At 38.2% G+C, this 26,722-nt stretch carries 32 protein-coding genes and 1 tRNA gene; all 33 read right to left on the bottom strand.

Annotated features, from left to right (window positions below; all coding sequences use genetic code 11):
• Positions 1 to 4 precede the first annotated feature (4 nt).
• The 33 genes from rpmC to HMPREF1140_RS06630 all read right to left on the bottom strand — a co-directional run bounded on the left by rpmC (position 5) and on the right by HMPREF1140_RS06630 (position 26,681).
• A complete protein-coding gene (gene rpmC, locus HMPREF1140_RS06790; protein WP_007593349.1) occupies positions 5 to 211 on the bottom strand; it encodes a 50S ribosomal protein L29 in 207 nt (68 codons plus the stop codon).
• The gene (gene rplP, locus HMPREF1140_RS06785) at positions 201 to 638 is read right to left on the bottom strand and encodes a 50S ribosomal protein L16 (RefSeq protein WP_007593351.1); all 438 of its coding nucleotides are present in this window, start codon (positions 636 to 638) and stop codon (positions 201 to 203) included. The genes rpmC and rplP overlap by 11 nt, the downstream gene beginning before the upstream one ends.
• A 1-nt stretch (position 639) precedes the next feature.
• Positions 640 to 1,296 carry a 30S ribosomal protein S3 gene (gene rpsC / locus HMPREF1140_RS06780; protein ID WP_009220720.1) on the bottom strand — a complete coding sequence of 219 codons (657 nt, stop codon included), beginning with the start codon at positions 1,294 to 1,296 and terminating at the stop codon, positions 640 to 642.
• Between the two features lie 14 nt (positions 1,297 to 1,310).
• Complete coding sequence (rplV, locus tag HMPREF1140_RS06775) at positions 1,311 to 1,697, bottom strand: 50S ribosomal protein L22 (RefSeq protein WP_007593354.1); 387 nt, start codon at positions 1,695 to 1,697, stop codon at positions 1,311 to 1,313.
• A gap of 26 nt (positions 1,698 to 1,723) precedes the next feature.
• Positions 1,724 to 2,002 carry a 30S ribosomal protein S19 gene (rpsS, locus tag HMPREF1140_RS06770; protein WP_007593355.1) on the bottom strand — a complete coding sequence of 93 codons (279 nt, stop codon included), beginning with the start codon at positions 2,000 to 2,002 and terminating at the stop codon, positions 1,724 to 1,726.
• Between the two features lie 14 nt (positions 2,003 to 2,016).
• Entirely contained in the window at positions 2,017 to 2,865 is an 849-nt protein-coding gene (rplB, locus tag HMPREF1140_RS06765; protein ID WP_009663069.1) for a 50S ribosomal protein L2, read from the bottom strand.
• Between the two features lie 89 nt (positions 2,866 to 2,954).
• A complete protein-coding gene (gene rplW / locus HMPREF1140_RS06760) occupies positions 2,955 to 3,254 on the bottom strand; it encodes a 50S ribosomal protein L23 (protein WP_009663125.1) in 300 nt (99 codons plus the stop codon).
• On the bottom strand, positions 3,254 to 3,874 hold the full coding sequence (gene rplD / locus HMPREF1140_RS06755) for a 50S ribosomal protein L4 (RefSeq protein WP_007593364.1): 621 nt from the start codon (positions 3,872 to 3,874) through the stop codon (positions 3,254 to 3,256). Before rplD ends, rplW begins: the two co-directional genes overlap by 1 nt.
• Before the next feature lie 22 nt (positions 3,875 to 3,896).
• A complete protein-coding gene (rplC, locus tag HMPREF1140_RS06750; protein ID WP_009663039.1) occupies positions 3,897 to 4,574 on the bottom strand; it encodes a 50S ribosomal protein L3 in 678 nt (225 codons plus the stop codon).
• Positions 4,575 to 4,650: 76 nt separating this feature from the next.
• Entirely contained in the window at positions 4,651 to 4,968 is a 318-nt protein-coding gene (rpsJ, locus tag HMPREF1140_RS06745; RefSeq protein WP_007593367.1) for a 30S ribosomal protein S10, read from the bottom strand.
• A gap of 320 nt (positions 4,969 to 5,288) precedes the next feature.
• Positions 5,289 to 5,837, bottom strand: a complete 549-nt coding sequence (locus tag HMPREF1140_RS06740) for a folate family ECF transporter S component (RefSeq protein ID WP_009663042.1) — start codon at positions 5,835 to 5,837, stop codon at positions 5,289 to 5,291.
• Between the two features lie 8 nt (positions 5,838 to 5,845).
• Complete coding sequence (locus HMPREF1140_RS06735; RefSeq protein WP_009663089.1) at positions 5,846 to 7,021, bottom strand: NAD(P)-dependent malic enzyme; 1,176 nt, start codon at positions 7,019 to 7,021, stop codon at positions 5,846 to 5,848.
• A gap of 203 nt (positions 7,022 to 7,224) precedes the next feature.
• A tRNA-Leu gene (locus HMPREF1140_RS06730) sits at positions 7,225 to 7,307 on the bottom strand.
• Positions 7,308 to 7,364: 57 nt separating this feature from the next.
• Positions 7,365 to 8,123 carry a class I SAM-dependent methyltransferase gene (locus tag HMPREF1140_RS06725; protein WP_009663126.1) on the bottom strand — a complete coding sequence of 253 codons (759 nt, stop codon included), beginning with the start codon at positions 8,121 to 8,123 and terminating at the stop codon, positions 7,365 to 7,367.
• 111 nt (positions 8,124 to 8,234) lie between these two features.
• Entirely contained in the window at positions 8,235 to 9,587 is a 1,353-nt protein-coding gene (locus HMPREF1140_RS06720) for an MATE family efflux transporter (protein ID WP_009663017.1), read from the bottom strand.
• 85 nt (positions 9,588 to 9,672) lie between these two features.
• Positions 9,673 to 10,710 carry an electron transfer flavoprotein subunit alpha/FixB family protein gene (locus HMPREF1140_RS06715; RefSeq protein ID WP_009663023.1) on the bottom strand — a complete coding sequence of 346 codons (1,038 nt, stop codon included), beginning with the start codon at positions 10,708 to 10,710 and terminating at the stop codon, positions 9,673 to 9,675.
• Positions 10,710 to 11,522: an electron transfer flavoprotein subunit beta/FixA family protein gene (locus HMPREF1140_RS06710; protein WP_009663144.1), complete on the bottom strand. Its 813-nt coding sequence runs from the start codon at positions 11,520 to 11,522 to the stop codon at positions 10,710 to 10,712. Before HMPREF1140_RS06710 ends, HMPREF1140_RS06715 begins: the two co-directional genes overlap by 1 nt.
• Before the next feature lie 8 nt (positions 11,523 to 11,530).
• Positions 11,531 to 12,673: an acryloyl-CoA reductase gene (gene acrC, locus HMPREF1140_RS06705; RefSeq protein ID WP_009662977.1), complete on the bottom strand. Its 1,143-nt coding sequence runs from the start codon at positions 12,671 to 12,673 to the stop codon at positions 11,531 to 11,533.
• A 13-nt stretch (positions 12,674 to 12,686) separates the two neighbouring features.
• Positions 12,687 to 14,255, bottom strand: a complete 1,569-nt coding sequence (locus HMPREF1140_RS06700) for a CoA transferase (RefSeq protein WP_009663098.1) — start codon at positions 14,253 to 14,255, stop codon at positions 12,687 to 12,689.
• 11 nt (positions 14,256 to 14,266) lie between these two features.
• Positions 14,267 to 14,722, bottom strand: a complete 456-nt coding sequence (locus HMPREF1140_RS06695; RefSeq protein WP_009662974.1) for a hypothetical protein — start codon at positions 14,720 to 14,722, stop codon at positions 14,267 to 14,269.
• Between the two features lie 63 nt (positions 14,723 to 14,785).
• Positions 14,786 to 16,042 carry a Zn-dependent hydrolase gene (locus HMPREF1140_RS06690; RefSeq protein WP_009663012.1) on the bottom strand — a complete coding sequence of 419 codons (1,257 nt, stop codon included), beginning with the start codon at positions 16,040 to 16,042 and terminating at the stop codon, positions 14,786 to 14,788.
• Positions 16,043 to 16,135: 93 nt separating this feature from the next.
• Positions 16,136 to 17,506, bottom strand: coding sequence for a dihydropyrimidinase (gene hydA / locus HMPREF1140_RS06685; protein WP_009663105.1), 1,371 nt, complete (start codon positions 17,504 to 17,506; stop codon positions 16,136 to 16,138).
• A 20-nt stretch (positions 17,507 to 17,526) separates the two neighbouring features.
• On the bottom strand, positions 17,527 to 18,789 hold the full coding sequence (gene preA, locus HMPREF1140_RS06680; RefSeq protein WP_009662994.1) for an NAD-dependent dihydropyrimidine dehydrogenase subunit PreA: 1,263 nt from the start codon (positions 18,787 to 18,789) through the stop codon (positions 17,527 to 17,529).
• A 10-nt stretch (positions 18,790 to 18,799) separates the two neighbouring features.
• Positions 18,800 to 20,008, bottom strand: coding sequence for an FAD-dependent oxidoreductase (locus HMPREF1140_RS06675; RefSeq protein ID WP_009663121.1), 1,209 nt, complete (start codon positions 20,006 to 20,008; stop codon positions 18,800 to 18,802).
• Between the two features lie 25 nt (positions 20,009 to 20,033).
• The gene (locus HMPREF1140_RS06670; RefSeq protein WP_007593390.1) at positions 20,034 to 20,543 is read right to left on the bottom strand and encodes a DUF1097 domain-containing protein; all 510 of its coding nucleotides are present in this window, start codon (positions 20,541 to 20,543) and stop codon (positions 20,034 to 20,036) included.
• Positions 20,544 to 20,948: 405 nt separating this feature from the next.
• A complete protein-coding gene (locus HMPREF1140_RS06665; RefSeq protein WP_009663157.1) occupies positions 20,949 to 21,806 on the bottom strand; it encodes a MerR family transcriptional regulator in 858 nt (285 codons plus the stop codon).
• A gap of 33 nt (positions 21,807 to 21,839) precedes the next feature.
• On the bottom strand, positions 21,840 to 22,793 hold the full coding sequence (locus tag HMPREF1140_RS06660; RefSeq protein WP_009663028.1) for an L-lactate dehydrogenase: 954 nt from the start codon (positions 22,791 to 22,793) through the stop codon (positions 21,840 to 21,842).
• Positions 22,783 to 23,538: a 23S rRNA (guanosine(2251)-2'-O)-methyltransferase RlmB gene (gene rlmB, locus HMPREF1140_RS06655; protein ID WP_009663148.1), complete on the bottom strand. Its 756-nt coding sequence runs from the start codon at positions 23,536 to 23,538 to the stop codon at positions 22,783 to 22,785. Before rlmB ends, HMPREF1140_RS06660 begins: the two co-directional genes overlap by 11 nt.
• Positions 23,535 to 23,987, bottom strand: a complete 453-nt coding sequence (locus HMPREF1140_RS06650) for a Mini-ribonuclease 3 (RefSeq protein ID WP_007593395.1) — start codon at positions 23,985 to 23,987, stop codon at positions 23,535 to 23,537. The genes rlmB and HMPREF1140_RS06650 overlap by 4 nt, the downstream gene beginning before the upstream one ends.
• Positions 23,972 to 25,381: a cysteine--tRNA ligase gene (gene cysS / locus HMPREF1140_RS06645; protein WP_009662993.1), complete on the bottom strand. Its 1,410-nt coding sequence runs from the start codon at positions 25,379 to 25,381 to the stop codon at positions 23,972 to 23,974. Before cysS ends, HMPREF1140_RS06650 begins: the two co-directional genes overlap by 16 nt.
• 10 nt (positions 25,382 to 25,391) lie before the next feature.
• Positions 25,392 to 25,934: a 2-C-methyl-D-erythritol 2,4-cyclodiphosphate synthase gene (gene ispF, locus HMPREF1140_RS06640; RefSeq protein WP_035620081.1), complete on the bottom strand. Its 543-nt coding sequence runs from the start codon at positions 25,932 to 25,934 to the stop codon at positions 25,392 to 25,394.
• A 120-nt stretch (positions 25,935 to 26,054) separates the two neighbouring features.
• A complete protein-coding gene (locus HMPREF1140_RS06635; RefSeq protein ID WP_009663010.1) occupies positions 26,055 to 26,297 on the bottom strand; it encodes an HPr family phosphocarrier protein in 243 nt (80 codons plus the stop codon).
• Positions 26,298 to 26,414: 117 nt separating this feature from the next.
• Positions 26,415 to 26,681: an HPr family phosphocarrier protein gene (locus tag HMPREF1140_RS06630; RefSeq protein ID WP_007593403.1), complete on the bottom strand. Its 267-nt coding sequence runs from the start codon at positions 26,679 to 26,681 to the stop codon at positions 26,415 to 26,417.
• Positions 26,682 to 26,722 lie beyond the last annotated feature (41 nt).

Genomic DNA, 26,722 nt, shown 5'->3' with positions numbered 1-26,722 from the left:
ATCTTTATGCCAATTTTGCATTCTCAGTGATAACTGTCTGAATTCTGGCAATGTTTCTACGAACTTCCTTAATTCTTGAAGTGTTATCCAACTGGCTGGTTGCATTTTGGAATCTAAGGTTGAAAAGTTCCTTCTTTGCGGAAACCAATTCCTCATTTAACTGTTCTAAGCTTTTTGACTTTAATTCGTTTACATAATTCTTAGTTTTCACTTGCTTCACCGCCTTCCAAATCAGCCTTTGAAACTATCTTACATCTGCAAGGAAGCTTATGCATTGCAAGACGAAGAGCCTCTCTGGCAACCTCTTCAGGTACGCCTGCGATCTCAAATAATACACGACCCGGCTTTACAACAGCTACCCAATATTCTGTAGATCCCTTACCTGAACCCATTCGAGTCTCAGCAGGTTTTGCTGTAACAGGCTTATCAGGGAAAATCTTTATCCAAACTTTACCACCACGCTTGATATAACGAGTCATAGCAACTCTGGCAGCCTCTATCTGGTTTGACTTTATCCAACAAGGATCAAGGGATACTAAACCATACTCACCATAAGTGATCTTATTGCCTCTTAAGGCCTTTCCGGCCATAGAACCTCTAAACTGTTTTCTACGCTTTACTCTCTTAGGCATTAACATATTATTTTACGCTCCCTTCCTGTGTTTTTCTTTGAGGAAGCACCTCACCGGTATATATCCAAACCTTAACACCAACTTTACCGTATGTTGTGTTTGCCTCAGCAAAACCATACTGAATGTCAGCTCTTAATGTCTGAAGAGGAATTGTACCCTCTGAATAGAACTCTGTACGAGCCATGTCGGCACCGCCAAGACGTCCTGAGCAGCTTGCCTTGATACCAAGTACTCCTGCCTTCATACTTCTTGACATTGTTGACTTCATTGCTCTACGGAATGAAATACGGTTCTCAAGCTGTGTAGCAATGCTCTCAGCTACGAGCTGTGCATCTCTGTCAGGTCTCTTGATTTCTTTGATATCAATGAATACTTTCTTATCTGTAAACTTTGATACTTCCTTCTTTAATTTCTCAACTTCTGCACCCTGCTTACCGATAACAACACCCGGTCTTGCAGTATGAAGTATTATTCTAACTCTGTCTGAAGCACGCTCTATTTCAATATCTGATACGCTTGCTGAATAAAGCTTGTTCTTTAAGAACTTTCTGATATTGTAGTCTTCTACTAAACAATCAGCGAAATCCTTATCAGCGTACCATCTGGAGCTCCAGTCTTTTATAACACCGACTCTAAGTCCATGTGGATTAACTTTCTGTCCCATTTTCGCGTCTCCTCCTATCTTTCATCTAAGACCACTGTGATATGGCTCATTCTCTTCTCAATACGATAAGCTCTACCCTGTGCTCTTGGCTTAATTCTCTTCATTATAGGGCCATCACTTGCATAACACTCTGCAATATATAATTTAGAAGGATCTAAATTGTTATTGTTCTCAGCATTAGCTACTGCCGACTCTACTAATTTCTTGATAACACTTGACGCATATCTTGGGCTATACATAAGAATACCCAAAGCCTCACCAACATTCTTTCCTCTGATCGCATCAAGCACGAAACATGCTTTCTGAACAGGTACTCTGGCATATGAGAGCTTAGCTGATGGTCTGGTGTCCTTAACTGCATTTCTTTCTCTTTTAATCTGGGATCTATGTCCTTTTGCCATTTAAAAAACCTCCTTTCAACCCTCTCTTATCTTGAAGCTTTCTTATCGTCAGCTTTATGTCCTTTGTAAGTTCTTGTTGCAACGAACTCACCAAGCTTATGTCCTACCATATCCTCGGTAACATATACCGGAACATGCTTTCTTCCATCATGAACAGCAATAGTATGACCTACCATCTGTGGGAAGATTGTTGAACGGCGTGACCATGTTTTAATAACACTCTTGTCGCCGGTCTGATTCATTGCATCAACTTTCTTTAATAAACTTGCATCTGCAAATGGTCCTTTTTTAAGTGAACGTGACATTTATCTTTCCTCCTTTATTTAGTAGCGGCCTTACCGTCTCTTCTTCTGATGATCAACTTATTAGACTGTTTCTTCTTGTTTCTAGTCTTAAGACCAAGAGCCGGCTTGCCCCAAGGAGTAGATGGACCCGGACGACCAATTCCGGTTTTACCTTCACCACCACCGTGTGGATGGTCATTAGGGTTCATAACAGAACCACGAACTGTAGGTCTTATACCCATGTGACGCTTTCTTCCGGCTTTACCAAGCTTAACAAGTGAATGCTCACCGTTTCCAACCACACCGATAGTAGCTCTGCAAATGATTGGAACCATTCTCATCTCACCTGATGGAAGACGAAGAGTTGCATACTTACCTTCTTTTGCCATAAGCTGTGCCACATTTCCTGCTGAACGAACAAGCTGTCCGCCCTTTCCAGGATAAAGCTCGATATTGTGAATCTGAGCACCTACAGGAATCTCTGCAAGTGGTAAACAGTTTCCAACTCTTGCCTCTGCACCTGAACCGCTTACGATTGTAGCTCCGACCTGAAGTCCTTCAGGAGCAAGTATATAAGCCTTTGCACCATCTGCATATGCGATAAGCGCAATATTAGCTGTTCTGTTTGGATCATACTCTATAGCAACAACTTTTGCAGGAACTCCGTCTTTAGAGTTTCTCTTGAAGTCGATGATTCTGTATTTTCTCTTTGCACCGCCACCGCGATGTCTTACTGTTATTTTACCCTGATTGTTTCTTCCTGAGTTCTTCTTAATTGGTGCCAATAATGACTTCTCAGGAGTACTCTTTGTGATTACACTAAAGTCCAAACCTGTCATGTTTCTTCTTGACGGTGTATATGGACTATATTTCTTTATTCCCATTTTTTTCTCCTTCTTGTGCTACGCACTTTATCACGGCAGGATGCCGTATAATATATCCCGATCATTTCGGGAAAGCAACTTTTGTTGCTTTATAAGCCCTGGAACAACTCGATCTCTTTGCTATCCTCTGTAAGCCATACAATAGCCTTCTTAACTTTTGCAGTCTTACCTGTTGTCATTCCTCTTCTTCTTGTCTTTCCATCCTGGTTCATAGTATTTACTTTTGAAACCTTAGCGCCGTCAAACATCTTCTCAACTGCTTCTTTGATCATTGTCTTGTTTGAGTCAGGATGTACAAGGAAAGTATATTTCTTCTCTGTCATGCCGAGCATGCTCTTCTCTGTAATAACCGGCTTAAGTATTACGTCATAGTATTGAATATTTGCCATTACGCATATACCTCCTCTATAGTCTTAACAGCGTCCTTTGAAGCAACCACTGTGTTGTACTTTAAGATATCATATACATTGATAGTCTTAGGTGAAGCAGCCTTAACACCGTATATATTTCTAACAGAAAGTACAGTGTTCTTCTCATTCTCAGCACATACAACAAGCGCCTTCTTAACATTTAAGTTATTTAAAGTCTGCTGCATTTTCTTTGTCTTAATCTCGCTCATTGCGAAATCATCAACAACGATGAACTTGTTCTCAAGAACTCTGCTTGTAAGAGCACTCTTAAGAGCAATTCTCTTCTCTTTTTTATTTAAGTTGATTGTATAATCTCTTGGAGTAGGTGCGAATACAACACCGCCACCCTTCCACTGAGGTGATCTTGTTGAACCCTGACGTGCATGTCCTGTACCTTTTTGCTTCCAAGGCTTTCTTCCACCACCACTAACTTCGGAACGGGTCTTTGCCTTTTGTGTTCCCTGACGCTTGTTTGCCAACTGTGCAACAACTGCCATATGAACTAAATGCTCGTTAACATTAACTCCGAACACAGCATCATTTAATTCTATACTACCTACTTCTTTTCCTTCAATATTAAATACTGATATATTAGCCATTTGTGTTCCTCCTTTCTGTTAGTTATTTCTTCTTAACAGTTTCTTTTAATGTTATTAGAGCCTTCTTTGAACCCGGCATTGAACCCTTTACAAGGATAAGGTTCTTATCTGCATCAACTCTTACGATTTCAAGATTCTGTGTAGTTACCTTCTTTGCACCCATATGTCCAGGCATTCCTTTGCCCTTAAATACATGGCTTGGATCTGAAGATGAACCGTTTGAACCCTGATGACGGTGGAACTTAGAACCGTGACTCATAGGTCCTCTTGACTGTCCATGACGCTTAATAGCACCCTGGAATCCTTTACCCTTTGAGATAGCAGTTGCATCAACCTTATCTCCTGCAGCGAAGATATCTGCTTTGATTTCAGCCTTTGGAGCATACTCTGATGCATTCTCAAACTTGAACTCTCTGATAAATCTTCCGGCAGCAAAAACTTCTCTCTTCTTGTCACCGTTCTCTACAACAGTCTTCTCAACTCCTGCCTTAGCAAGGTGACCTGCCTTAGCCTTATTAACCAACTTTGTACGGATCTGTCCATATGCAACCTGAACTGAATTGTATCCGTCATTTTCCTCTGTCTTAACCTGTGTAACAACACATGGTCCTGCAAGAAGAACTGTTACAGGTATTAACACACCGTTCTCATCGAAAATCTGTGTCATACCGACTTTTTTAGCAAGTATTGCCTTCTTCATTAATATACCTCCTGGTTTATTCTACAGCGGAGCACTATGTGCTCATCCTAGAGCAGGATTAACGCTATTTAGCGGATTATCTACTCTTCATTTTGATGTCTATGTTCACACCTGCAGGCATTTCCAATCTGGAAAGTGCATCAACAGTCTTCTGTGATGGTGCAATGACATCAATCAGTCTCTTGTGTGTTCTCTGCTCGAACTGCTCACGAGAGTCTTTGTACTTATGTACAGCTCTAAGGATAGTAACCACTTCCTTCTTTGTTGGTAGTGGAACAGGTCCTGAAACAGCTGCTCCTGTCTTCTTTACAGTATCAACAATTCTTGCAGCACAGCTGTCAACTAATTGATGATCATAAGCTTTTAATGTGATTCTCATTACCTGATTTGCCATAAAAAAAGCCGCCTCCTTTTCAATCTTTATAAAAGAAATTGACAAGCGGTGACTGTACACTCTTCCGTGCGTGTCATAGTGACTAACCCACGAAAATACTCAATATGAGATGCTGTTTGTACAGTGACTTGTCGCCAGTTTTTGCAACATGACCTTCGCTCCACATAAAACCCGTAAACGGCAACCTATGCTTCTCAGCTATCAATGTCACAGCCATACTAGGATAGCATAGATAAAAAGCGATTGCAAGCACTTTTTTATTTTTTTTATTTTTATTTCACAGCTTTTATAGTATTTTCGTGAGTTATATTTTAATACATCTAATCGAAGTTTTTTCTTAAGTTATGCTGCTCCATAAACTTTAATATGGCAAATGCCATAAAACTGTTTATAGGAAGCAAAATCATGTTTTTTACCATTCTCATCGGCAAAATAGCAAAGAAGGCTTTTCCGTATAATATATTGAGCCAAAGTGTACCAAGCAATATATTACATAAAAAGCTTACCAAAACTTCAGCCACCAATATCCTTGTTATAGAAACAGGCTTTTTATATAGAACACTTCCATATATAAGACCTGCTATAACAGCATTAAATGTAAATCCCGGAAAGAAAGGCCCGGTAGGCTTTATCATATATTTTACAATATCGGTAATTGCGCCGAATATACTTCCGACTATCGGTCCGAACAGATAGCCTATACTTACAGTTGTTAATGAAGAAAATCCTACTTTCAGGAAATTACCGATAGGAACGGTAAACGCACCCAGTATAATTGACAGTGCAACAAACATTGCAACTGTAGTAATTGTCTTTACCTTTTTTAATTCATTATATGAAAATAAAAAAATCTCTTTTATATCTCCCATATCCAATCCTACTTTCTAACTGCACCGCTATCCAAAGCGGCTTTCTTTACCGCCTCGGCTACAGCCTTTGCTACAGACTTATCAAGTGCGGAAGGTATAATATTTTCCGCATTAAGATCCTCAGGTTTTATATACTCTGCAATAGCCTTTGCCGCCGCCTTTTTCATATCATAGTTAATATCTCTTGCACCTGCATCCAGCGCACCTCTGAAAATCCCGGGGAATGCAAGTACATTGTTGATTTGATTCGGTCTGTCGCTTCTTCCGGTTCCCATTACAGCTACACCGGCTTTTATTGCATCGTCATATGAAATCTCCGGATTCGGATTTGCCATAGCAAAGACTATCGGATCCTTTGCCATTGTCTTTATCATATCTTTTGTAAGGATATTTGCTACGGAAACTCCTATAAACACATCCGCACCTACAAGCGCATCGGAAAGATTGCCTCTCATATCTTCCTTATTGGTTACGGTACAAAGCCATTTTTTATGATCCTTTATCCCCTCTGCTCTGTCATTATATAATATACCGAATTCATCACAGGCTATTATATTCTTTACACCCGACTCCAAAAGCATTTTGATAATTGCCGTGCCGGCGCTTCCCGGTCCGTTTAAAACAACCTTTATTTCGGACATTTCTTTTTTTACAAGCTTAAGTGCATTTATAAGTGCCGCTGTGACAACTATTGCAGTACCGTGCTGATCGTCATGAAAAACCGGTATCTCAAGTTCTTTTTCAAGTCTTTCTTCTATTTCAAAGCATTTAGGTGAGGCAATATCCTCCAAGTTTATTCCTCCGAAGCATGGTGCAATATTCTTTACAGTCTTTATAATCTCCTCGGTATCCTTTGTATCTATACATACAGGAAATGCATCCACATCTCCGAACTCCTTAAACAGTATTGCCTTACCTTCCATTACAGGCATGGCAGCCTTCGGACCGATATCTCCAAGTCCCAGTACAGCTGTTCCGTCTGAAACCACCGCCACAAGATTTTTCTTTGCCGTATACTTCCATACATTTTCAGGATCATTTGCAATCTCTCTACAAGGCTCTGCCACTCCCGGTGTATATGCAGTGCTTAAATCATCTCTACTGTTTATTTTTATTTTACTTACAACGGCAACCTTACCTCCATTTTCCTCATGTAATTTTAAAGCTTCTTTACTATAATCCATATTACCACCTTTATAAAAAGTCTTATAAAAATTCTTTGATGTATTCTAGCATAAAAAGACTTACTTTTCCATTTTATAGGAAGAATTTTAAAACTTTCTATGCAATGTCCAATTTTATCCCTTTATATCCGATTTGATACTATATTTTTAATGTAAAATATTTTTGCATTAAAAAAACTGCATGAATTCCTCATACAGTTTAATGCCGGTGGCGAGACTCGAACTCGCACACCCTTTCGAATAACAGATTTTGAGTCTGTCGCGTCTGCCATTCCGCCACACCGGCTCATTACTTGACAATATTAGCATATGAGCGCAATATTTGCAAGTAATTTTTTCCTGTTTAATCCTTTCTTCCGGCAAAACAAATATAGCCCAGTTCCTTTTTATTATCCATCATAAAGTTACGCATTCTCTGAAAATACTCTTTATTAAATTCCTGCAGTCCCGTTTTTATAATACTTAATGCCTCAAATATTCCCTCATCTTTCATCATTCCCGGTATACTCATAAGCGTCATAGGTCCTATTTTCTTTTCTACTTTAAATCCCGATCTTTCAAAGCAGCCTTCCCAGCCATCACTTAAGAGTGGCTCGACATTTACATTTATAGCTCTGCTAAGACCGACTCTCAGCTCCTTTGCTCTGTCTAAATCCTCTGTAATTAATACAACATCCTGGGTTAGGACCAGTCCACCGGGTTTTAGTACTCTGTAGTACTCTTTTAGAGCCTTCTCCTTTTGCTCACCCAAAAGCATTGTAAGCATAGCTTCATTGATTACCACATCAAAGCTCTCGTCATCAAAAGGGAGGGCAAATGCATCTCCACATATAGCTTTTGCTCTGTTCTCTAAACCGTTTTCTTTTATTTTTCTATTTGCTTTTTCAATTGCTTTCTCATCAAGGTCTACGCCTACTATATCACATCCATACTTATTTGCTATATGTACCAAATTAGTTCCCATATTACAGGCCACTTCCAAAACCTTTGAGTCATTCTTAATATTTGCTTTTTCAAGCAGCCAATTGGTTGCCTCTATACCACCCGGTCTAAGTCTCGTTTTGCCGATTCTTGCCAGAAATTCATGTCCTTTTTCTGCCATAATGATCCTCCTTATTAAAATAATATAATCTTAGTTAGGTTTATCTAACTAAGATTATACCATATCTTTTTAATATTAAACAGAGAATTATTATATTCTATAATATGTAGTTTAAATATTTTCCATATTTATCTTTGTATTCTTATATAATACAAGGCTAAATATTACACAGATTAATTCAGTTACCAAAAATGCGCTCCATATTCCTTTTAGCCCTAATGTCTTTGAGCCGATAAACATTACCGGAACCAGTACCAAAAGTTGTCTGCAAAGATTTATCAATATGCTTTTGCCTACATTCTTTGTGGACTGCATATATGATGCAATCATTGTGGTAATTCCAACAAATACATAGCTAAGACTCATTATCCTGATACCAAAAATTCCAAACTCAAACATCTCTTTCGGAGGATTAAAGGTCAGCAATATATTTTTTGTAAAAGTCCAAAGCATTACTATACTGAATGATGTAAGTATTATTGCAACAATTGTGCCTATCTTTAGACTCTCCTTTAATCTGTCCTCTCTTTTTGCACCGTAGTTATAGCTCATAACAGGTATACAGCCCTGTATAAGTCCGTTTAATGTCATTATTACCATCTGCTGTATCTTAAAATACGCTCCAAAAAAAGCTATCGCAATCTCCGAATATTGTTTCAAAAAGAGATTTGTATTATATACCATTGCCGCACCAAGCACATTCATTATAAAAGACGGGAAACCCACTACAAAGATATCCCTTATATGATTAAACCGAAGTATAAAGTATTTTAAACCGAGTTTTACCTTTTGCTTTTGGAATATCAATACCAAAAATGCCAAAATAGTCGAGACAGTATATCCCATAACTGTTGCAATAGCAGCACCTTTCACTCCCATCGGTTTAAATCCGAAGTATCCGAATATAAGTATAGGATCAAATATAAGATTGGTTAATACGCCCGCTATTTGAAAGCACATAGGTGCCAGCATATTTCCGGTTCCCTGCAATACTTTTTGTATACAAATATGTACTGCACATGGAATTGCCATAAATACACATATATCCATATACTCCAGTGCCAAACCAATAGTCTCCGGATCACTTGTAAATGAAAGTATAAATTCCTTCATAATGTTCATTGTTATAAAGGTTACAAAACTGCTCACAACAAAAGACACTATTATTCCATTGGCCACTATCGTATTAGCCTTTTCCTCATCCTTTTCCCCGAGGTATTTTGCAACCAGTACACTGACTCCTACTCCAATCCAAATAGCTATAGCAATATAAAGTGTAGTAATGGGGAAAATTATGGATACGGCGCTTAATGATTTCTCGCTGACACATGATACAAATATGCAATCCAGGAGATTGTATGAATACTGCATACACATAGAAATAAGAGGAGGTATGGACATCTTTAAAATAAGAGATTTTATAGGTTCGACCTCCATTTTATTTTTCACAAGAACTTCTTCCATATCTCCTCCTTAATTTTTAAAACTGTAAATAAACAAAATCAGGGGTAGCATAAGCCACCCCATATTCAAATTTTCCAAGGAATTACTATAATGTAAACTCTCCCGATTCTATGCTTGAAACAAGTGCCGGTATAATTTCTTTTAAATCACCTACGATACCATAATCACAAATATCAAATATAGGTGCATTTTTATCTGTATTTATTGCAACAATATACTTCGATTCGCTCATTCCCGCCAAATGCTGTATAGCCCCCGATATACCGCAGGCAATATATAAATCAGGTCTGACAGTAGTTCCTGTCTGTCCAACCTGGTGAGATGAGTCTATCCATCCTGCATCCACACAGGCACGTGATGAACCCACTTCACCGCCTAGAGCTTTAGCAAGACTTTCAATCAATGCAAAACCGTCTTTATTCTTGATACCTCTACCGCCTGATACAATAATCTTTGCATCTGTCAAATTTACCCGTTTTTGATCATGTTCAATTGTTCCGATAAGTTTTGATCTTATATCTTCTTCTTTCAACTCGGGTATGATCTTTTCAAAACTTGCATTTGACTTTTCAATTTTCTTTGCCCTTGCCATCACTCCCGGCCTTACGGTTGCCATCTGTGGTCTGTTTTTAGGACAAATAATTGTAGCCATAATATTTCCACCAAAAGCAGGTCTTGTCATAAGAAGCTTCTTATCTTCCGCGTCAACCTCCAGTCCTGTGCAATCGGCAGTAAGTCCGGTTCCAAGCCTTGCGGCAAGTCTCGGCCCTATATCTCTACCTATAGAGGTTGCACCAACCAAAAGAACTTCCGGTTTTCTTTTTTTCACTTCTTTTGAAAGTACCTCCACAAATCCCAAAGTGGAAAAATCTTTCAAGAGTTCATGTTCCACATAGTATACTATATCGACATCATACCCTACAAGCACCTTTGCAGCCTCTTCTATATTATAGCCCGGCACAATTACTGCAAGTTTTTTCCCAAGGTCATTTGCAAGTTTTCTGCCCTCACCCATCAGTTCCAATGTTATAGGCAAAATTTTTCCGTTTACAGTTTCTGCAAGTACCCATACATCATTATAGTCATTAAGATTAATGTCTTGATTTACCTTTGCTCTTTCCACTACTTGGCACCTCCGGACTGTATCAATTTATTCTCATATAGCTTTGTCAAAAGAAGTTTGGCTTTTTCCATGGCCGTATTTCCTTCTATAAACTCACTATGCTTTTCTTTTACAGGCACGAATGAACGATGTACATTTGTTGGAGAACCTTTGATACCTATCTGAGTTTCATCCACATTCAAGTCATCAAAGGTAAGGATCTTCACCAATTCTTCATCACCCTCATAAGCTTTAAAGATTCCTTTCACACTTGGATATCTTGCAGTGTTAAGTTCTTTAATAGCTGTGATAAGAGCAGGAAGCTTTACTTCAAATTCATAGTCTTTTGACTCACAAAATCTTTTTACTCTGACCGCACCGTCTTTTAGTTCCAACTCCTTTGCATATGTAACCTGTGGTATATTAAGAAACTCTGCTATCTCCGGTCCAACCTGAGCAGTATCACCGTCTATAGCCTGTCTGCCACATATAATCAAATCATAGTCGCCTATTTTTTCTATAGCAGCCGCCAAAATGGTTGCTGTAGCCCAAGTATCGGATCCACCGAATTTTCTGTCACTTATAAGATAAGCGCTGTCAGCTCCCATAGCAAGAGCTTCAAGTATTGCTTCCTTTGCCTGCATAGGTCCCATACTTACTACAACGACCTTAGCACCCTTTTCATCCTTTATTTTTAATGCCGCCTCAAGTGCATTCTTATCATCAGGATTTATTATACTTTCCACTCCGTCTCTGATAAGTGTTTTTGTTTCAGGGTTGATTTTGACTTCACTTGTATTTGGCACCTGCTTTATACATACAATGATCTTCATATTACCCCCTATTTCAGCACTTCTCTGGCTATAACAACCTTGTGAATCTCTGAAGTACCTTCATATATTTCCGTTATTTTTGCATCTCGATACATTCTCTCTAATGGATAGTCTCTCATATATCCATATCCTCCATGTATCTGTAACGCCTTATCTGTTACTTCAACAGCCACCTTTGATGCATTAAACTTTGCAATAGCAGCCTCTTTTGTATACGGCATACCGCTTACTTTAAGGCTTGCCGCTCTATATGTCATCCATCTTGCACACTCAACCTTTGTAGCCATCTCCGCAATATACCATTGTAAGCCCTGCAATGAGGAAATAGGTCTGCCAAATTGTACTCTTTCTTTTGTGTACTTTATGCTTTCATCCAATGCACCTGCCGCAATTCCAACAGCCTGTGCCGCAATTCCTATTCTTGCACCGTCAAGTGCAGTCATTGCAATTTTAAATCCCTTACCGAGCGGTCCTATAAGATTATCCTTAGGTACCCTGCAATTATCAAATATAAGCTCCGCTGTCTCGGATCCGTGAAGTCCCATCTTATCTTCTATCTTACCTATTGAAAATCCCGGAGTTCCACGCTCCACGAGTATACAACTAAGTCCCTTGGTCTTTAATTCAGGTGATGTAAGAGCAAATACCAATACATACTTTGCCAATCCTCCACCTGTTATAAAGCATTTTGTACCATTTAGAACATACTCTTGTTTACTCTCATCAAATATAGCGGTTGTCCTTGCACTTCCGGCATCAGATCCGGCATTTGGCTCGGTGAGGGCAAATGCCCCCAACTCGCCTCCTGAACATACTACCGGCAAATATTTTTGCTTTTGTTCTTCAGTACCGAATTTTCCGATTACTGAAGCAAATATAGTATGTATTGAAAGTGTAGCTGCAGTAGAACCGCAGTATTTCGCTATTTCTTCCACAGCAATTATCTTTTCGATATCGCTGCCTCCGCTTCCTCCATATTTTTCTTCAGTTCCTATACCGGTTAATCCCATCTTGGTCATCTCCAAAAATAAATCTTTTGGAAACTTTCCGCTTCTATCTATTTCTTCAGCTCTTGGTTTTACCACATTTTCACTGAAGTCGGCTACAGTTTTTCTCAGCATCAACTGTGCTTTGGAAAAATTAAAATCCATTTCTTTTCCTCCACTAGATTACGCCTTCTTCTTTTAATTGTTTCAATGTTTCATCATCAAAGCCGTAAACCTCTTTATTATGTTGTCCAAGTAGCGGTGCCGGAGCATCTACGCTTCCCGGTGTTTCGCTAAGTTTTATAGGACAACCCTGTATATACATATCACCGATAGTAGGATGCTCAACATGTACCATCATCTCTCTTGCTTTGAAATGTGGATGTTCTATCGCTTCCTTCATATCAAGTATCTGTCCGCAAGGTATTCCTACCTCTTCAAACATACTCTCTACTTCCGCCTTACCTCTTTGCTTTACCCAATCCACAATTATCTCATGTAAACCGTCATTGTAATTTTTAATTCTGAGATCATTGGTTGCAAATTTTTCATTTGTAACAAGGTCCGGTCTGCCTATTACATCACAGAATACCTTAAACAGCTTATCTGTACCTACTCCAAGTGCTATATATCCGTCCTTTGCCTCATATACATTGAATGGTGAAACTGTAGCATCAATATTTCCCTGTCTCTGAGGTATAATTCCCTTAAGGGTTGTATAGATTATTGCATTTTCAAGCAATGTGAATATAGTATCTGCCATAGCCACATCTACCTGCTGACCTTCACCGGTTACATTTCTTCTGTAAAGAGCCATAAGTACACCGACGCAAAGATAAATTCCTGTAACATTATCGGCTACCGATACACCGCATTTTACAGGAGGAGCATCTGTATAACCTGTAAGATTTATCATACCGCCCAGAGCCTGTGCAACGATATCATAGCACGGTCTGTTTGAGAAAGGTCCATACTGTCCGAAACCGCTACCTGAAGCATAAATTATTCTTGGATTTATCTTCTTTAATGTCTCATAGTCAACTTGTAATTTCTTTGTTACTCCAACTCTGAAGTTTTCTACCACCACATCAGCCTCTCTGACAAGGTCATAGAAAATCTCTCTTCCTTTTTCAGTCTTTAAGTTAAGAGTAACTCCTTTTTTATTTCTGTTTATAAATGCATAAAATCCGCTCTCACCGCTATTGTCATCCATTGGAGGCCAATATCTTGACTGATCACCTGTAAGAGGCTCTATCTTTATAACCTCAGCACCGTTGTCTGCTAAAAGTGCGGTACAGAAAGGACCGTTATATGCATGTGTAAGGTCAAGAACTTTCAACCCCTCAAGCGCTTTTGCCTTCTTTTTCTCCTTTTTTTCCGGAATAATATATTCAAAAATACATACGGTTGAAAGAGGAGGATCTTCCAAAACATCTATAGAGCTTTCAAACTCAGGCTCCTCAGGGATAACCGCAACCTTAAAAGAACGTACTTCTATAATTGCTCTTCCGTTTTCTTCACCCAAAAGTCTCGCCTTATACTCCATATAATCTCCGGCAAAACATGGCACAAACAATCTTACTTTTCTTACCTTTGCACATCTGCTCTGATTTCCATAAACCTTGGTCATCAATCTGTTTGCGGTATCTTCCATCAAAGTAATGGATCTGGCTCCGTTTACAACTCCTCCACCGTAGAAAACATCTCTATCGGACATTCTATATCTTAATGTAACTTCAGTACTCATAATACCCCCTATTAAAGCTCAAGTTCTCTCCAAGGATCAATAACTTCACCACTTGGCTGATTTCCACGTTGTAATTCTTTCTTTACTACAAGTACTACAGTACCTTCAGTAATCAATTTTGGAGGATCAAAATAATACATATCTCCGGGATTTGCATCTTTGATACCCATTCTGTAAGCAGGTGTTGCAACCTTATATGTACTTATTCTACAGGTTCTTGATGTATTTCCCACCTTTAGCATCTCTGCTCTAAAATTAAGTTGATCACCTACATACGCATCTTCATACAGTTCAACATCTGTATATCCAAGGCACAAAGATTCATCACCGTCATTTAATATCATCAACTCTGTTTCAACATCACCGATAAAATCAAACTGTCTTCCAAACGGTATTTTTCCGTCTACATTGTTTGCATCGGCAGTTGTCATATTGTAATTTAATTCCGCTACTTTTCTAACACTCATTTCACACCTCTGTTCTACTGTAATATTGGGGCCAAAATATTTGACCCCAACACTTAAATCATATTATTGAGCATCACACTTCAATACTGCATTCAAAAGTACACTGGCACCCTTTGTACACTGCTCAACCGGTGTAAACTCCTCTTCGCAATGTGAGTGTCCGTCCTTTGAAGGTACAAATATCATTGTAGTAGGCATCATATAGCTTACAAACTGTGCATCATGTCCTGCACCTGAGTTAATTCTCTGATTTGAATATCCGAGCTCATTTACAGCTTCTGTTACATAACCTACCAGCTCCTCATCATAGTAAACTGTATCTCGTGACCATGCCCTCTCATAACCTGTAGTACAGCCTACTATTTCCTTCGGCATATTCTTTATTACTTCAACAACCTGCCCTATAACCTTAGGATCCTCATGTCTTGCATCAATCGAGAACTCTACAAAATCAGGAATAACTGTATGTACATTTGGATGACATACTATCTCACCTGTGGTATATACTAGTGCCTTATCAAGCTTATCAAGCTCATCATGAAGATACTGTAAAAGCTTTGCAGCTGCATATAATGCATCTTTTCTATATGGCATAGGAGTTGTTCCTGCATGATCTGACTGTCCGAACGCTTTGATTCTGTAGTTTATCATTCCAAGAACACAGGTAACTATTCCGATATCATTCTTTGCAGCCTCAAGGATAGGTCCCTGCTCAATATGAAGCTCGAACATTGCCTTATAATCCTTAGGATTTAATCTGTTTGCTACATCTCCCTTATAGCCGCTTGCTTCAAGAGCCTCTTTAAATGTCTTATTCTTATCAAGGACTGAAGTTGATGCAAGCATATCCTCATGCTTAAATTTCTTTCCAATCTCTTCAGGTAAGTAATCATTACAGATAACTCCTGATGACATCATAGCAGGTGGATATAAAGATCCTTCCTCATTTGTCCAAATCATTGCTACGAGATTGTGCTTATGAGGTATCTTTTGCTCTGCAACAGTTTCCAAAACTTCCATAGCTCCCATTACACCTAAGATACCGTCATAGTTTCCACCATTTCTTACTGAATCTGAATGTGAAGCCATAACAATTGCAGGAAGTGTAGGATCACTACCCTCTAATGTTGCATACATATTTGCCATATCATCGGTCTTAATCTTTGCACCGATAGCTTCCATTCTTTTCTTGAATTCAGCTCTTGCCATAAGATTTTCTTTTGAAAGAGAATATCTTGTGATACCTCCATGTCCTGCATCACCAAACTGACTCATGGTTTTAATCTTATCCGCCATTCTATCTTCGCTACACTTATACATATTACCCCCTATTAAAACAATATATTCTTCATAAATTCATACTGCCACTACCTATATATAAAGCAGTGACAGTAAAATACAATCATTAATACTTTAACTTCTAGGTACTCTCTTTACGAATCTACCCATTCCGGGCTTTCCTACAAAATCTCCGTTGTCATAGACAAGCTGTCCTCTAAGGAATGTCTTTACAGGATATCCATGAAGTTTCTTACCTTCCCATATTGTGTGGTCATAGTCGGAATGCATATTATTTACACTTATTGTAAAATCCTTATCCCTGTCATAAATAACTATATCCGCATCATTTCCTACTCTGACTCCGCCTTTCTTTTCACATCCGAAAATTCTTGCCGGATTTGTTGAGCAAAGAGCAACAGCCTGTGAAAAAGTAATTTTACCGGAGTTAGCGGCATCAAGCATATATGGATACATGTTTTCAAGGCCCGCACATCCGTTTGGGATCTTTGTAAAGTCGTCAATTCCCCAATCTTTTTCATAACTTTGGAACGGACAGTGATCTGTTGCAACAACATCAATCTGATTTTTCTTTATAGCTTCCCAAAGAGCCTGTCTGCTTTCCTCTCCCTTTATTGGAGGTGAGCAGACAAAGTTTCTTCCGTCCTCTCTCTTATATACCTCACATGTGAACTCAAGATACTGTGGGCAGGTCTCCACATAAATAGGTACTCCCTCTTTCTTGCCCTCTATACATGCCTCAAGGCCTTCCTTGTCAGCCATATGAACAATGTAGAGCGGTGCATCCAAATGCTTACACCAATGCAGAGCTCTTCTGTCGGCTTCAGCTTCAACAAACTCCTGACGTGCCAGATAGTGATACCAAGGACTTAAGTTTCCTTCTTTTTTGAACTTAGCCTCAAAATAATCTATCATATCGGAATTCTCTGCATGAACATTTACCAATGCTCCAAGTTCCTTTGCTCTAAGAAGTAAAGTCGCAAACATTCCGTCATCTACCATCATTCCGGCTTTTTTGTATACCATGAAGCATTTGTAAGAAGTAATACCTTCTTTAACGGCTTCTTCCATCTCTTCAAGTATCTGACCGTCATTAAAGTCTGTAATTATACAATGAGATGCCCAGTCCACACACGCTTCTTTTTCAAGTATGGCTTTTTTGGAATTTACCAAATCCATAATGGTGCCGCCTTTTCTCTGAACCGGATAGTCAAATATTGTAGTAACACCTCCACAGGCTGCGGCTCTGGTACCTGAAAGGTAACTGTCGGCAGATATTGTTCCTCCAAAAGGCATAGCAAGATGAGTATGCACATCCAATGCTCCCGGAAGTACAAGCTTTCCCGTAGCATCCACTACTTCCTTTGCATCCATATCAAGATTCATTCCCATCTCAACAATCTTACCGTCTTTTACACCCACATCACATGGGAACATATCTGTTGCTGTAACTACCACACCACCTTTAATAATTAAATCTAACATAAATCAACCCCCCTGATATATTATAGATAACTATTACTTTCCTTTAAATTAATTGTATGATTATCATTCTTATTCTTATATACAAGTTTACCCGGTGTTATACATTGCATTACCGGACAAACATTTAAGCAAAGATGACATCCTACACATTTATCTTCATTTATTGTCGGAACTCTGCTTGCATAGTCATATTCAATAGCCTGGTGAGCCGCATCAAAGCATGATACATAGCATCTTCCACATCCGACACATTTTTCTTTATCGATCTGAACCAGTATCTTATATGATCTATCCAAATCATCAGCACCAACAATATTTCCTACAGCAGTACCCACTATATCCTGAAGTTTATTGATTCCGTAATCATTCATATAATGTGATATACCGCTTATCATATCTTCAACAATTCTATATCCATATTGCATTACTGCAGTTGTTACCTGAAGATTTGATGCACCAAGCATCAAAAATTCAAGACAATCTCTCCAGGTTTCTATACCGCCCATTCCGGTTATAGGAACTTTACTTACAATAGGATCATGCATTAAGTCTGATATAAATCTTAGTGCAATCGGTTTTACTGCTGCTCCGGAATATCCTGATATTGCAGATTTTCCGTTTACAACAGGCATTCCTGTTCTTAAGTTTATATCAAGATTTGTAATAGATTTTACTGTATTAATTGCAGCTATTCCCTTTGCACCGCCTTCTATAGCTGCTCTTGCAGGAATCTCCATATTTCCAAGATTTGGTGTCATCTTTGCTATTATCGGAAGCTTAGTACTCGCAGAAGCAACTTCACAATAATGCTTTACCAAATCAGGATTTTGTCCTACGTCAGAACCCATAGTTGATGAAGTCATCTGCGGACATGAGAAATTACATTCAATCATATCCGCTCCGGCCTTTTCAGACTCTTTTGCAAGTACCGCCCACTCATCATCGCTTGCGCCCATGATACTTGAAACTATCACTTTATTCGGAAAGTCCTTCTTTAATTGCCTGATAAACTCAAAGTTTACTTCATTCGGCTTGTCTGAAGTCATCTCCATATTCTTAAATCCGGTCCAAGGCGTTCCCTCTTTTGAAGCTATATCAAATCTTGGAGAACATTCATTTGGTATAAAAACACTTATTGTTTTATAAAAAATACCACCCCAACCGGCTCTCAGTGCCTTGGCACACATCTCATAATTACTGCCTACAGGTGAAGAAGATAGAAAAAAAGGATTCTCACAATCAACACCTAAAAAATTTATTGATAAATCTTTTTTCAAAGCCATATTAATCTCCTCACCTTATATAATCTAATATCTGGTAAGCCGCTTCTTTTCCTTCATGAACAGACTCTACCACTGTTATACCGACACCATGTAATGCATCACCACCGGCAAATACTCCATCACCTGCAACAAAACTCTTGTAGTCTTCAACCTGATCCTGTCCTATTGCAAATACGACCATATCCGCCTTAAGTGTCATCTCATTATCATCCTTCATTCCCTTTGCAACAAGAGCTCTTACCTGATTGTTTTCTCCACAGATCTTTTCAGGAGCAAATCCGGTATAAATAGGAATTCCCATCTCTCTTACAAAAGAAATCTCTTCAATATTTGCAGGTGCCTCTTCTATAGTTCTTCTATAGCAGATACAGGTTTTTTCAGCCCCCAATTGTCTTGCGGTTGTAGCACAATCCATTGCTACATCACCGCCTCCGATTACAATTACTCTCTCCGGAAGTTCTTTAATCTCACCTGTTCTAGCTTTAAACAAAAACTCGATTGCCGACTCAACGCCCTTAAGATTACTACCTTCTATATCTACTTTCTTTGAATCCCAAAGACCGACTCCGACAAATACGGCGTCATACTCACTCTTAAGTTTAGGAATATCTTCAAATTTGATTTCCTTACCGAATTCAAACTTTACTCCCAACTCTTTTATAAGTTCTATATCAAAATCCACAACACGGTCAGGAAGTCTTGTAGGTGTGATTCCATATCTCAAAACTCCACCTGCCTTAGCCTGCTTTTCAAAAATTGTTGTATCCACTCCTGCAAGTGCGAGCTCTCTTGCACAAGCAAGTGATGCAGGTCCGGCACCTATCAGCGCTACCTTCTTTCCGATCTTTTCTCCGGCACTGACAAACTTTGCCGATATAGCCTGTTCTTCTTCAACAAGATATCTTTGTATTTTACCAATCTGTATAGGCTTGTCTATTCCACATCTACTACATTCTTCTTCACACATTCTGTCATAAGGACATACCCAGGCACATGAACCACCTAAAGGATTGTTTTCTCTTATTGTCTCTGCAGCACCTTTTATGTTCTTAAATCTCAGTGAGCGAATGAACTTAGCCGGGTCTGTACCTGCCGGACAGCCCTTAGAACAAGGTGCATCTTCACATAGAAGACACCTGGATGCTTCCTCCATGGCAAGTCTGTAATTAAAGCCTTCCGACTTCTCCACGCCATATGCCAATTTTAAAATTTTGCTCATATTAAAACCCCTTACTTTTTGATTCTTAATCCTCTAAAAATTTAGCAATAACCCAGTCTTTTTTATCAGTCTTCTTGAAAAACTTTGCTAATATAAATCTACCCAGATAATCCGATGCGAGCCCAACGATATTTCCCAGGATAAAGCAAATAATCAACATCTTCCAATTACCACCTGATGCAAAAGCACTAAAGCCGCCCATAAATGTGCAAGTTGCAAATCTGGTTAAATCACAATGTGTGATATAGATGATAACTCCACTGAATATTCCTGTTATCAATCCGTTAAACCATAGACTTCCGTTTACATTTACACATAGCCAAATGATTGTACATCCGATAAAGATACCTGCCATATTACTGCATAATGATCTGATAAAACCGTTTTTACCACAACCTGCTGCATAATAAGATGTACATCCTGCAAAGCCTACCCAAGTTGCTATCAGCGGACCGGCAAACATAGCTGAAATATATGTCCATAGGCCACATACAATTATGTTTGATATGGTATTTGATATAATAAATCCCGCCATACTGTCCTCCTTTCCTACATATTTTATTTTTAAATGTTAAATAATTAACTATTATTTGTTTAAGAACTTATTTTATTCAATTATTATCTTAGAATATACAGCTATTGTATATTCAAGTTAAATTTTTCTGAATTTAACATATATTTTATCTGTATTTCATTTTTATCTCCTATAAATTTATTGCTCAAAGCATAAATTTACATATAATTAATTCAACAAAAAGCAACTATAAGTCTTTTTTGTGCATATTGCTATTTTTTGAAAGTAATCTTACACAATATCGACTTTATATTTTTGTAAGTTATGCCTATCTCAAAATTTTGTAATCTTATTTATGTAAAACAAAAAAGCCTCCCCTAAGGGGAGACTTTTTGATAGTATATAAATATACTCTTTATTCAATTATTAGTTTCTCGGTTTTACCGGTACTATTATCTTTACAATATGTCGATCTGTATTAGGCAGATCCACCGGTGAAAGCATAAATCTTTCTGTTACAGGTCCATCTACAATCAGATTGTTTTCTTCTATCCATCTTTTCAAAGAAATATATGTATGCACTATATCGCTGTAATCGCCGACATATATAGCATTGGCGGCAAGAAAGTTTCCGAATTTCTTTACTTCAACATCCTTGATATCATTTTCAACTACAATGGAAAACTCCACCTCACAATCTCTGTGAATAAATTGTCCAAACATCTCAGTGTGATAGGATACAAGTATATCACCCTGAATATTCAGATTTCTTTCTTTTGCAGACTCTATAATATCTATCCATTTTTCCAGACTGACTTTTTCGTTCCTATAAGACTGCATCATGGTAGTTTTACCAAATACATATACTTCTCTTTGCTTTTCAAGCTTAAAAGAACTTTCTACATTGTAATTATTACTGTCTTCAAGTATTCTTTGCGCAGATTTAATTTTATTATTTAAAGTAGCAGCTTCTTCATACTTTTTATTGAGCTCAATAATTTCATCTTTTATGGAGTTTTGTTTTTTTGTCACTATAAGTTCTATCTTTTGAATATCATCTTCTTTTAATATATTTCTAACCTCTTCCAGCGAAAAGCCCAAATATCTGAGCCTCTTTATGATAAAAAGCCTTACCATTTGATCATGACTGTAATATCTGTAATTATTGTTTTCCTGTCTGATACTTGGAACCATCACATTTATCTTATCATAATATCTTAAAGTCTTTATCGGTATATTACATATTTCAGATACTCTTCCAATAGAATAATATTTATCTTTCAAGTCTGTCCTCCAAATGAAACTAAGATGTTTTATTTATTTCTCTTCCAACTCTTTATACGTAGCTCTAAGCTCCTCACAGGATTTTGCAAACTTTGCCTTTTCTTCATCTGTAAGAGAAAATTCAAGTATTCTTTGAATTCCTGCGCTGTTTATAACACATGGAACTCCGACGAATACATCATTTTGTCCATATTCACCACGCAGATTTGCCGATACTGTAAGTACTGAATTCTCATCACCAAGTATTGCCTTTGTAATTCTTGTAAGGCTCATTCCTATACCGTAGTATGTTGCTCTCTTAGCCTCTATTATCTTATAAGCTGCTGTTCTTACATCCTCCTCAATACGGTCAAGCTCTTCTATATTTAATTTACCCTTTGATTCGGCTATAAGATCTGTAATAGGCTTTGTTGAAAGCATTGCATTTGACCATGGCACAAACTCCGAATCACCATGTTCACCTATAACATAGGCATGCACACTTCTTGGATCTGCCTGTATATATGATCCAAGCAGATATCTGAGTCTTGCAGAGTCAAGTGCCGTACCTGAACCGATTACTCTTCTCGGATTAAACCCTGAAAGCTTATATGTAATCTCAGTCATTATATCTACAGGGTTTGTAGCCACAAGGAATATTCCGTTAAAGCCGCTCTCTGTGATAGGATCGATAATGGATTTGAACACTTCCATATTTCTCTTTAAAAGATCTCTTCTGCTCTCTCCCGGTGCCTGAGCTACACCTGCACATATTACGACAATGTCCGCACTTGTACAGTCACTGTAATCTCCTGCCCAGATTCTCATATGTGAGCCTGAAAAAGCCAAGCCATGATTCAAATCCATAGCTTCTCCCTCAGCTCTTAATTTATTTACATCTATAAGAACCAGCTCGTCCACAACATTTTGGTTTAACATGGCATACGCATAGCTCATGCCGACCATACCGCATCCCACAAGAACAACTTTTCTCTTATCACTTTTCATATATTGCTCCTTTCGCAATCCTCTGTCTGACTATCTCATAAGCCAATACACCACAGGCGACAGATGCATTGAGTGAATCAATATCACCGTTCATAGGTATAGAAGCTATGAAATCGCAATTTTTCTTAACACTTTCACTTACTCCGTCTCCCTCATTACCTATTACAAGTCCGATACTTCCCGTCAAATCAATATTATACATCTTTTCGCCGCCCATGTCTGCACAAACAAACCACATTCCTGCATCTTTCAGCTCCTGCATAGTTTTGTTTATATTGGTGACTTTGGCAACAGGCGTATAATTAATTGCTCCTGCAGAAGCTCTTGCTACTACAGCAGTAAGTCCTACGGCTCTGTGTTTAGGTATAATCACCCCATGAGCACCGCTAAGATTGGCTGTTCTTATGATTGCACCCAAATTATGAGGATCCTCTATGCCGTCTAAAATAAATACAAAAGGCGACTCATTTTTTTGTCTTGCCTTTTCCAATATATCCTCAACACTTGCGTACTCATATGCCGCAACTATTGCAATAACTCCCTGATGCTTTCCGGTCTCGCTCATTGTATCAAGCCTGTCTTTGCTCACAAAATTTACATATGTACCATGCTTTTTGGCTTCTCTTAATATTGTAGAAACAGTATAGTCCTTCAAACCGTCCTGCAAGTATAATTTATCAACAGTTTTACCGCTTCTGAAAGCCTCTATTACCACATTTCTGCCTTCAATGGCATTTTCATTCATATATTCTTTACTCCAATATCATTATTTTCCAAAAATCTGTCAAGACCGGTTTTGACAAGTTCAAGCGCTCTGTCAAACTGATTGTCCAGATATAAAAAACCTATAAGGCTTTCAAACCCGGTAGCATATTTATAATCAGTCATACTGGCATTCTTTGCCATGGTATGCGGAGAAGAGTTCCTGCCCCTTTTAAATATGGTGAACTCTTCCTCACTTAACTCGTCATTTATAAGTTTTATAATCTGTGCCTGTGCTCCCGCTTTTACAAGTGAAGTGGCATCCTTATTAAGTTTATTTACCGGGCGGTTTCCACCGGATACCAAAATGCTTCTTATTATAAGCTCATATACCGCATCACCTATATAAGCCAGTACCAACGGAGAAAACTCTTTTGCATCCCTTTTTTCTATATTAAAAGGTTTTAGAAGATAATCTAAGATCTCTTCCATTTAACTCCCTCTCTTGTATCTTCAAGTACAATACCTCTGTCAAGAAGATCGTTTCTGATCTTATCTGCAAGTGCAAAATCCTTATTCTTTCTGGCCTGAGTCCTCTGCTCTATCAGATCCTCTATTTCACTGTCAAGGATTTCCGTCTTTCTTTCTGTAATAATTCCAAGTACGTCACAAAGCGGCTCTATTATATTTAAAAGTCCGTTTGCATACTCTAGTGTAGAGTTTTCATTCAATGAAGTATTTGAAAGCTTTATAAGCTCAAATATAGCACTTATCGCATCAGCCGTATTGAAATCATCGTCCATTGCGGCTACAAACTTATCCTTTAACACCTTTGCCATCTCAAGATTTGAGAGCTCGGCATCTGTAATTGGTGAAGAATTATTCTTTTTTTGAACATCCTTTAAATTCTCAACTCCTGTAAGAATTCTCTCCAAACTGTTCTTAGATGCTTCCATAAGCTCTGCAGAGAAATTGAGTGGACTTCTATAGTGTGCTGAGAGCATAAAAAATCTTAATACCTGAAGATCGTACTTCTCACTGATATCTCTTACTGTAAAGAAATTACCTAAAGACTTACTCATCTTTTTATTGTCAATATTTAAGAACGCATTGTGCATCCAATAATTTGCAAAGCTCTTTCCGCTTGCAGACTCCGACTGAGCTATCTCATTTTCATGATGAGGGAAGATAAGATCCTCACCTCCGCCATGGATATCTATCTGATCGCCAAGATATTTTTTACTCATTACGGAACATTCTATATGCCATCCCGGTCTTCCCTTTGACCATGGTGAATCCCAGTAAGGCTCTCCGTCTTTTTTAGGTTTCCAAAGAACGAAGTCATTGCTGTCTTCCTTTCCGTCCTCACCCGTTACCTTAATCTCTCTGAATCCTGACTGAAGTTCATCTATATTCTTATGTGAAAGCTTACCGTATCCGTCAAAGCTCTTTACCCTGAAATATACCGTACCGTCCTTTGCCACATATGCATGACCGTTATCGATAAGAGTTGATATCATCTCCTCCATACCGCCTATCTCTTCTGTCGCCAGAGGATTTTTTGTGGCAGGAAGCACATTCATTGCTTCCATATCTTTCTTGCATTCATTTATATATCTTGTGGAAATTACAGATGCATCAACTCCCTCTTCTATCGCCTTATTGATTATCTTATCATCAACATCCGTAAAGTTTGAAACATAGTTTACATCATAGCCTCTGTATTCAAAATATCTTCTTACCGTATCAAAGAAAATCATAGGTCTGGCATTTCCGATATGTATCAAATTATAGACTGTAGGTCCACAGACATACATTCTTACCTTTCCCTCTTCAATAGGTACAAACTCTTCTTTTCTTTTAGAAAGTGTATTAAAAATCTTCATAAATTTCCTTTTATCCTTTACTATGGCATCCGTTGCAGGTAGCGCAATCCTTTGAATCTGGAGATACATAAAAAGCATCTCTTACTGAATTCAACAGACAGACGCTGTGTGCAGATATACCGCTTTCATTTCCTGTAAAGCCAAGCCCCTCTTCCGTGGTTGCCTTTATATTCAATTGGTTTGGTGATATACTCAGTGTATCACATATCACTTCCTTCATCCTATCAATATGAGGAGCAATTTTAGGCTTTTGTGCAATAACAGTTGCATCTATATTTTCTATTATATATGCATTCTCGTCAAGTATATTAGCAACTTTTTTCAAAAGCACAACACTGCTTACATCCTTATATTCCGCTTTTGTATCCGGAAAATGTTTTCCTATATCTCCAAGTCCTGCAGCTCCAAGTAAAGAGTCCATTATCGCATGTAAAAGTACATCCGCATCCGAATGCCCGAGAAGTCCCAGAGTATGCTCTATCTCCACTCCTCCTATTATAAGCTTTCTGCCTTCTACAAGTCTGTGAACATCATATCCATGTCCTATTCTCATAATTACCTTTCCGTCTCTTCTATATGAAAAAACAGGCAAGTCAAAGACCTGCCTGTATGTTAAACAACTACCGGTCAAGCCGGCTTATTTTAAACCATTTATGATATTTCATAAATATGCTTAAGCTATTTTTTCGATTCCCTTCATATGGTCATCTAAAAAAGCTTCCAATTCTTCGTTCTCGCCTGAATATCTGACTGCCAAAACATGTCTAAGATCCATGCTCAGCACTCCTATAATAGATTTTGCGTCAATCATAATACTGTTGTCATATAAATCCACATCAAAATCACACCCGGTAGCAACTTTAACAAAGTTCTTAGCGTCTTCAACCGACAGAAGGCGGATTTTTCTTTCTTTCATATCTATACCTCATTTTATAACATCGTATTTTGCACAATACAAAATACATTGCATTATTTAACCACCAAATATAGGCATTTGTCAAGTATGATATGTTACAAATAGAAAAATTATTTATTATTTTTCACCAAGGCCTGACTCGATAGCCTCTACCAAAGTCTTCATTGCTTCCTCTTCGTCATCACCTTCAACTATCAGATTTACCTCTGTACCTGACTTGATACCTGCAGCCATAACATTAAGCACGCTCTTTGCAACTATCTTCTTCTCACCGTACTCAATTATTATATCTGATTTAAACTTCATTGCTGTCTGTGACAGAACTCCTGCCGGACGTAGGTGCAAACCTGAAGGATTCTTGATAGTAATTTTTCTACTTAACATAATAATCTTCCTTTCATATTTCAAGATCTTTTGATCATTGA

The organism is Lachnoanaerobaculum sp. ICM7, assembly GCF_000287675.1.
Taxonomy (GTDB): domain Bacteria; phylum Bacillota; class Clostridia; order Lachnospirales; family Lachnospiraceae; genus Lachnoanaerobaculum.
The sequence above is the reverse complement of the archived record's forward strand: the minus strand, read 5'-3'. Positions and strand labels throughout refer to the sequence as shown.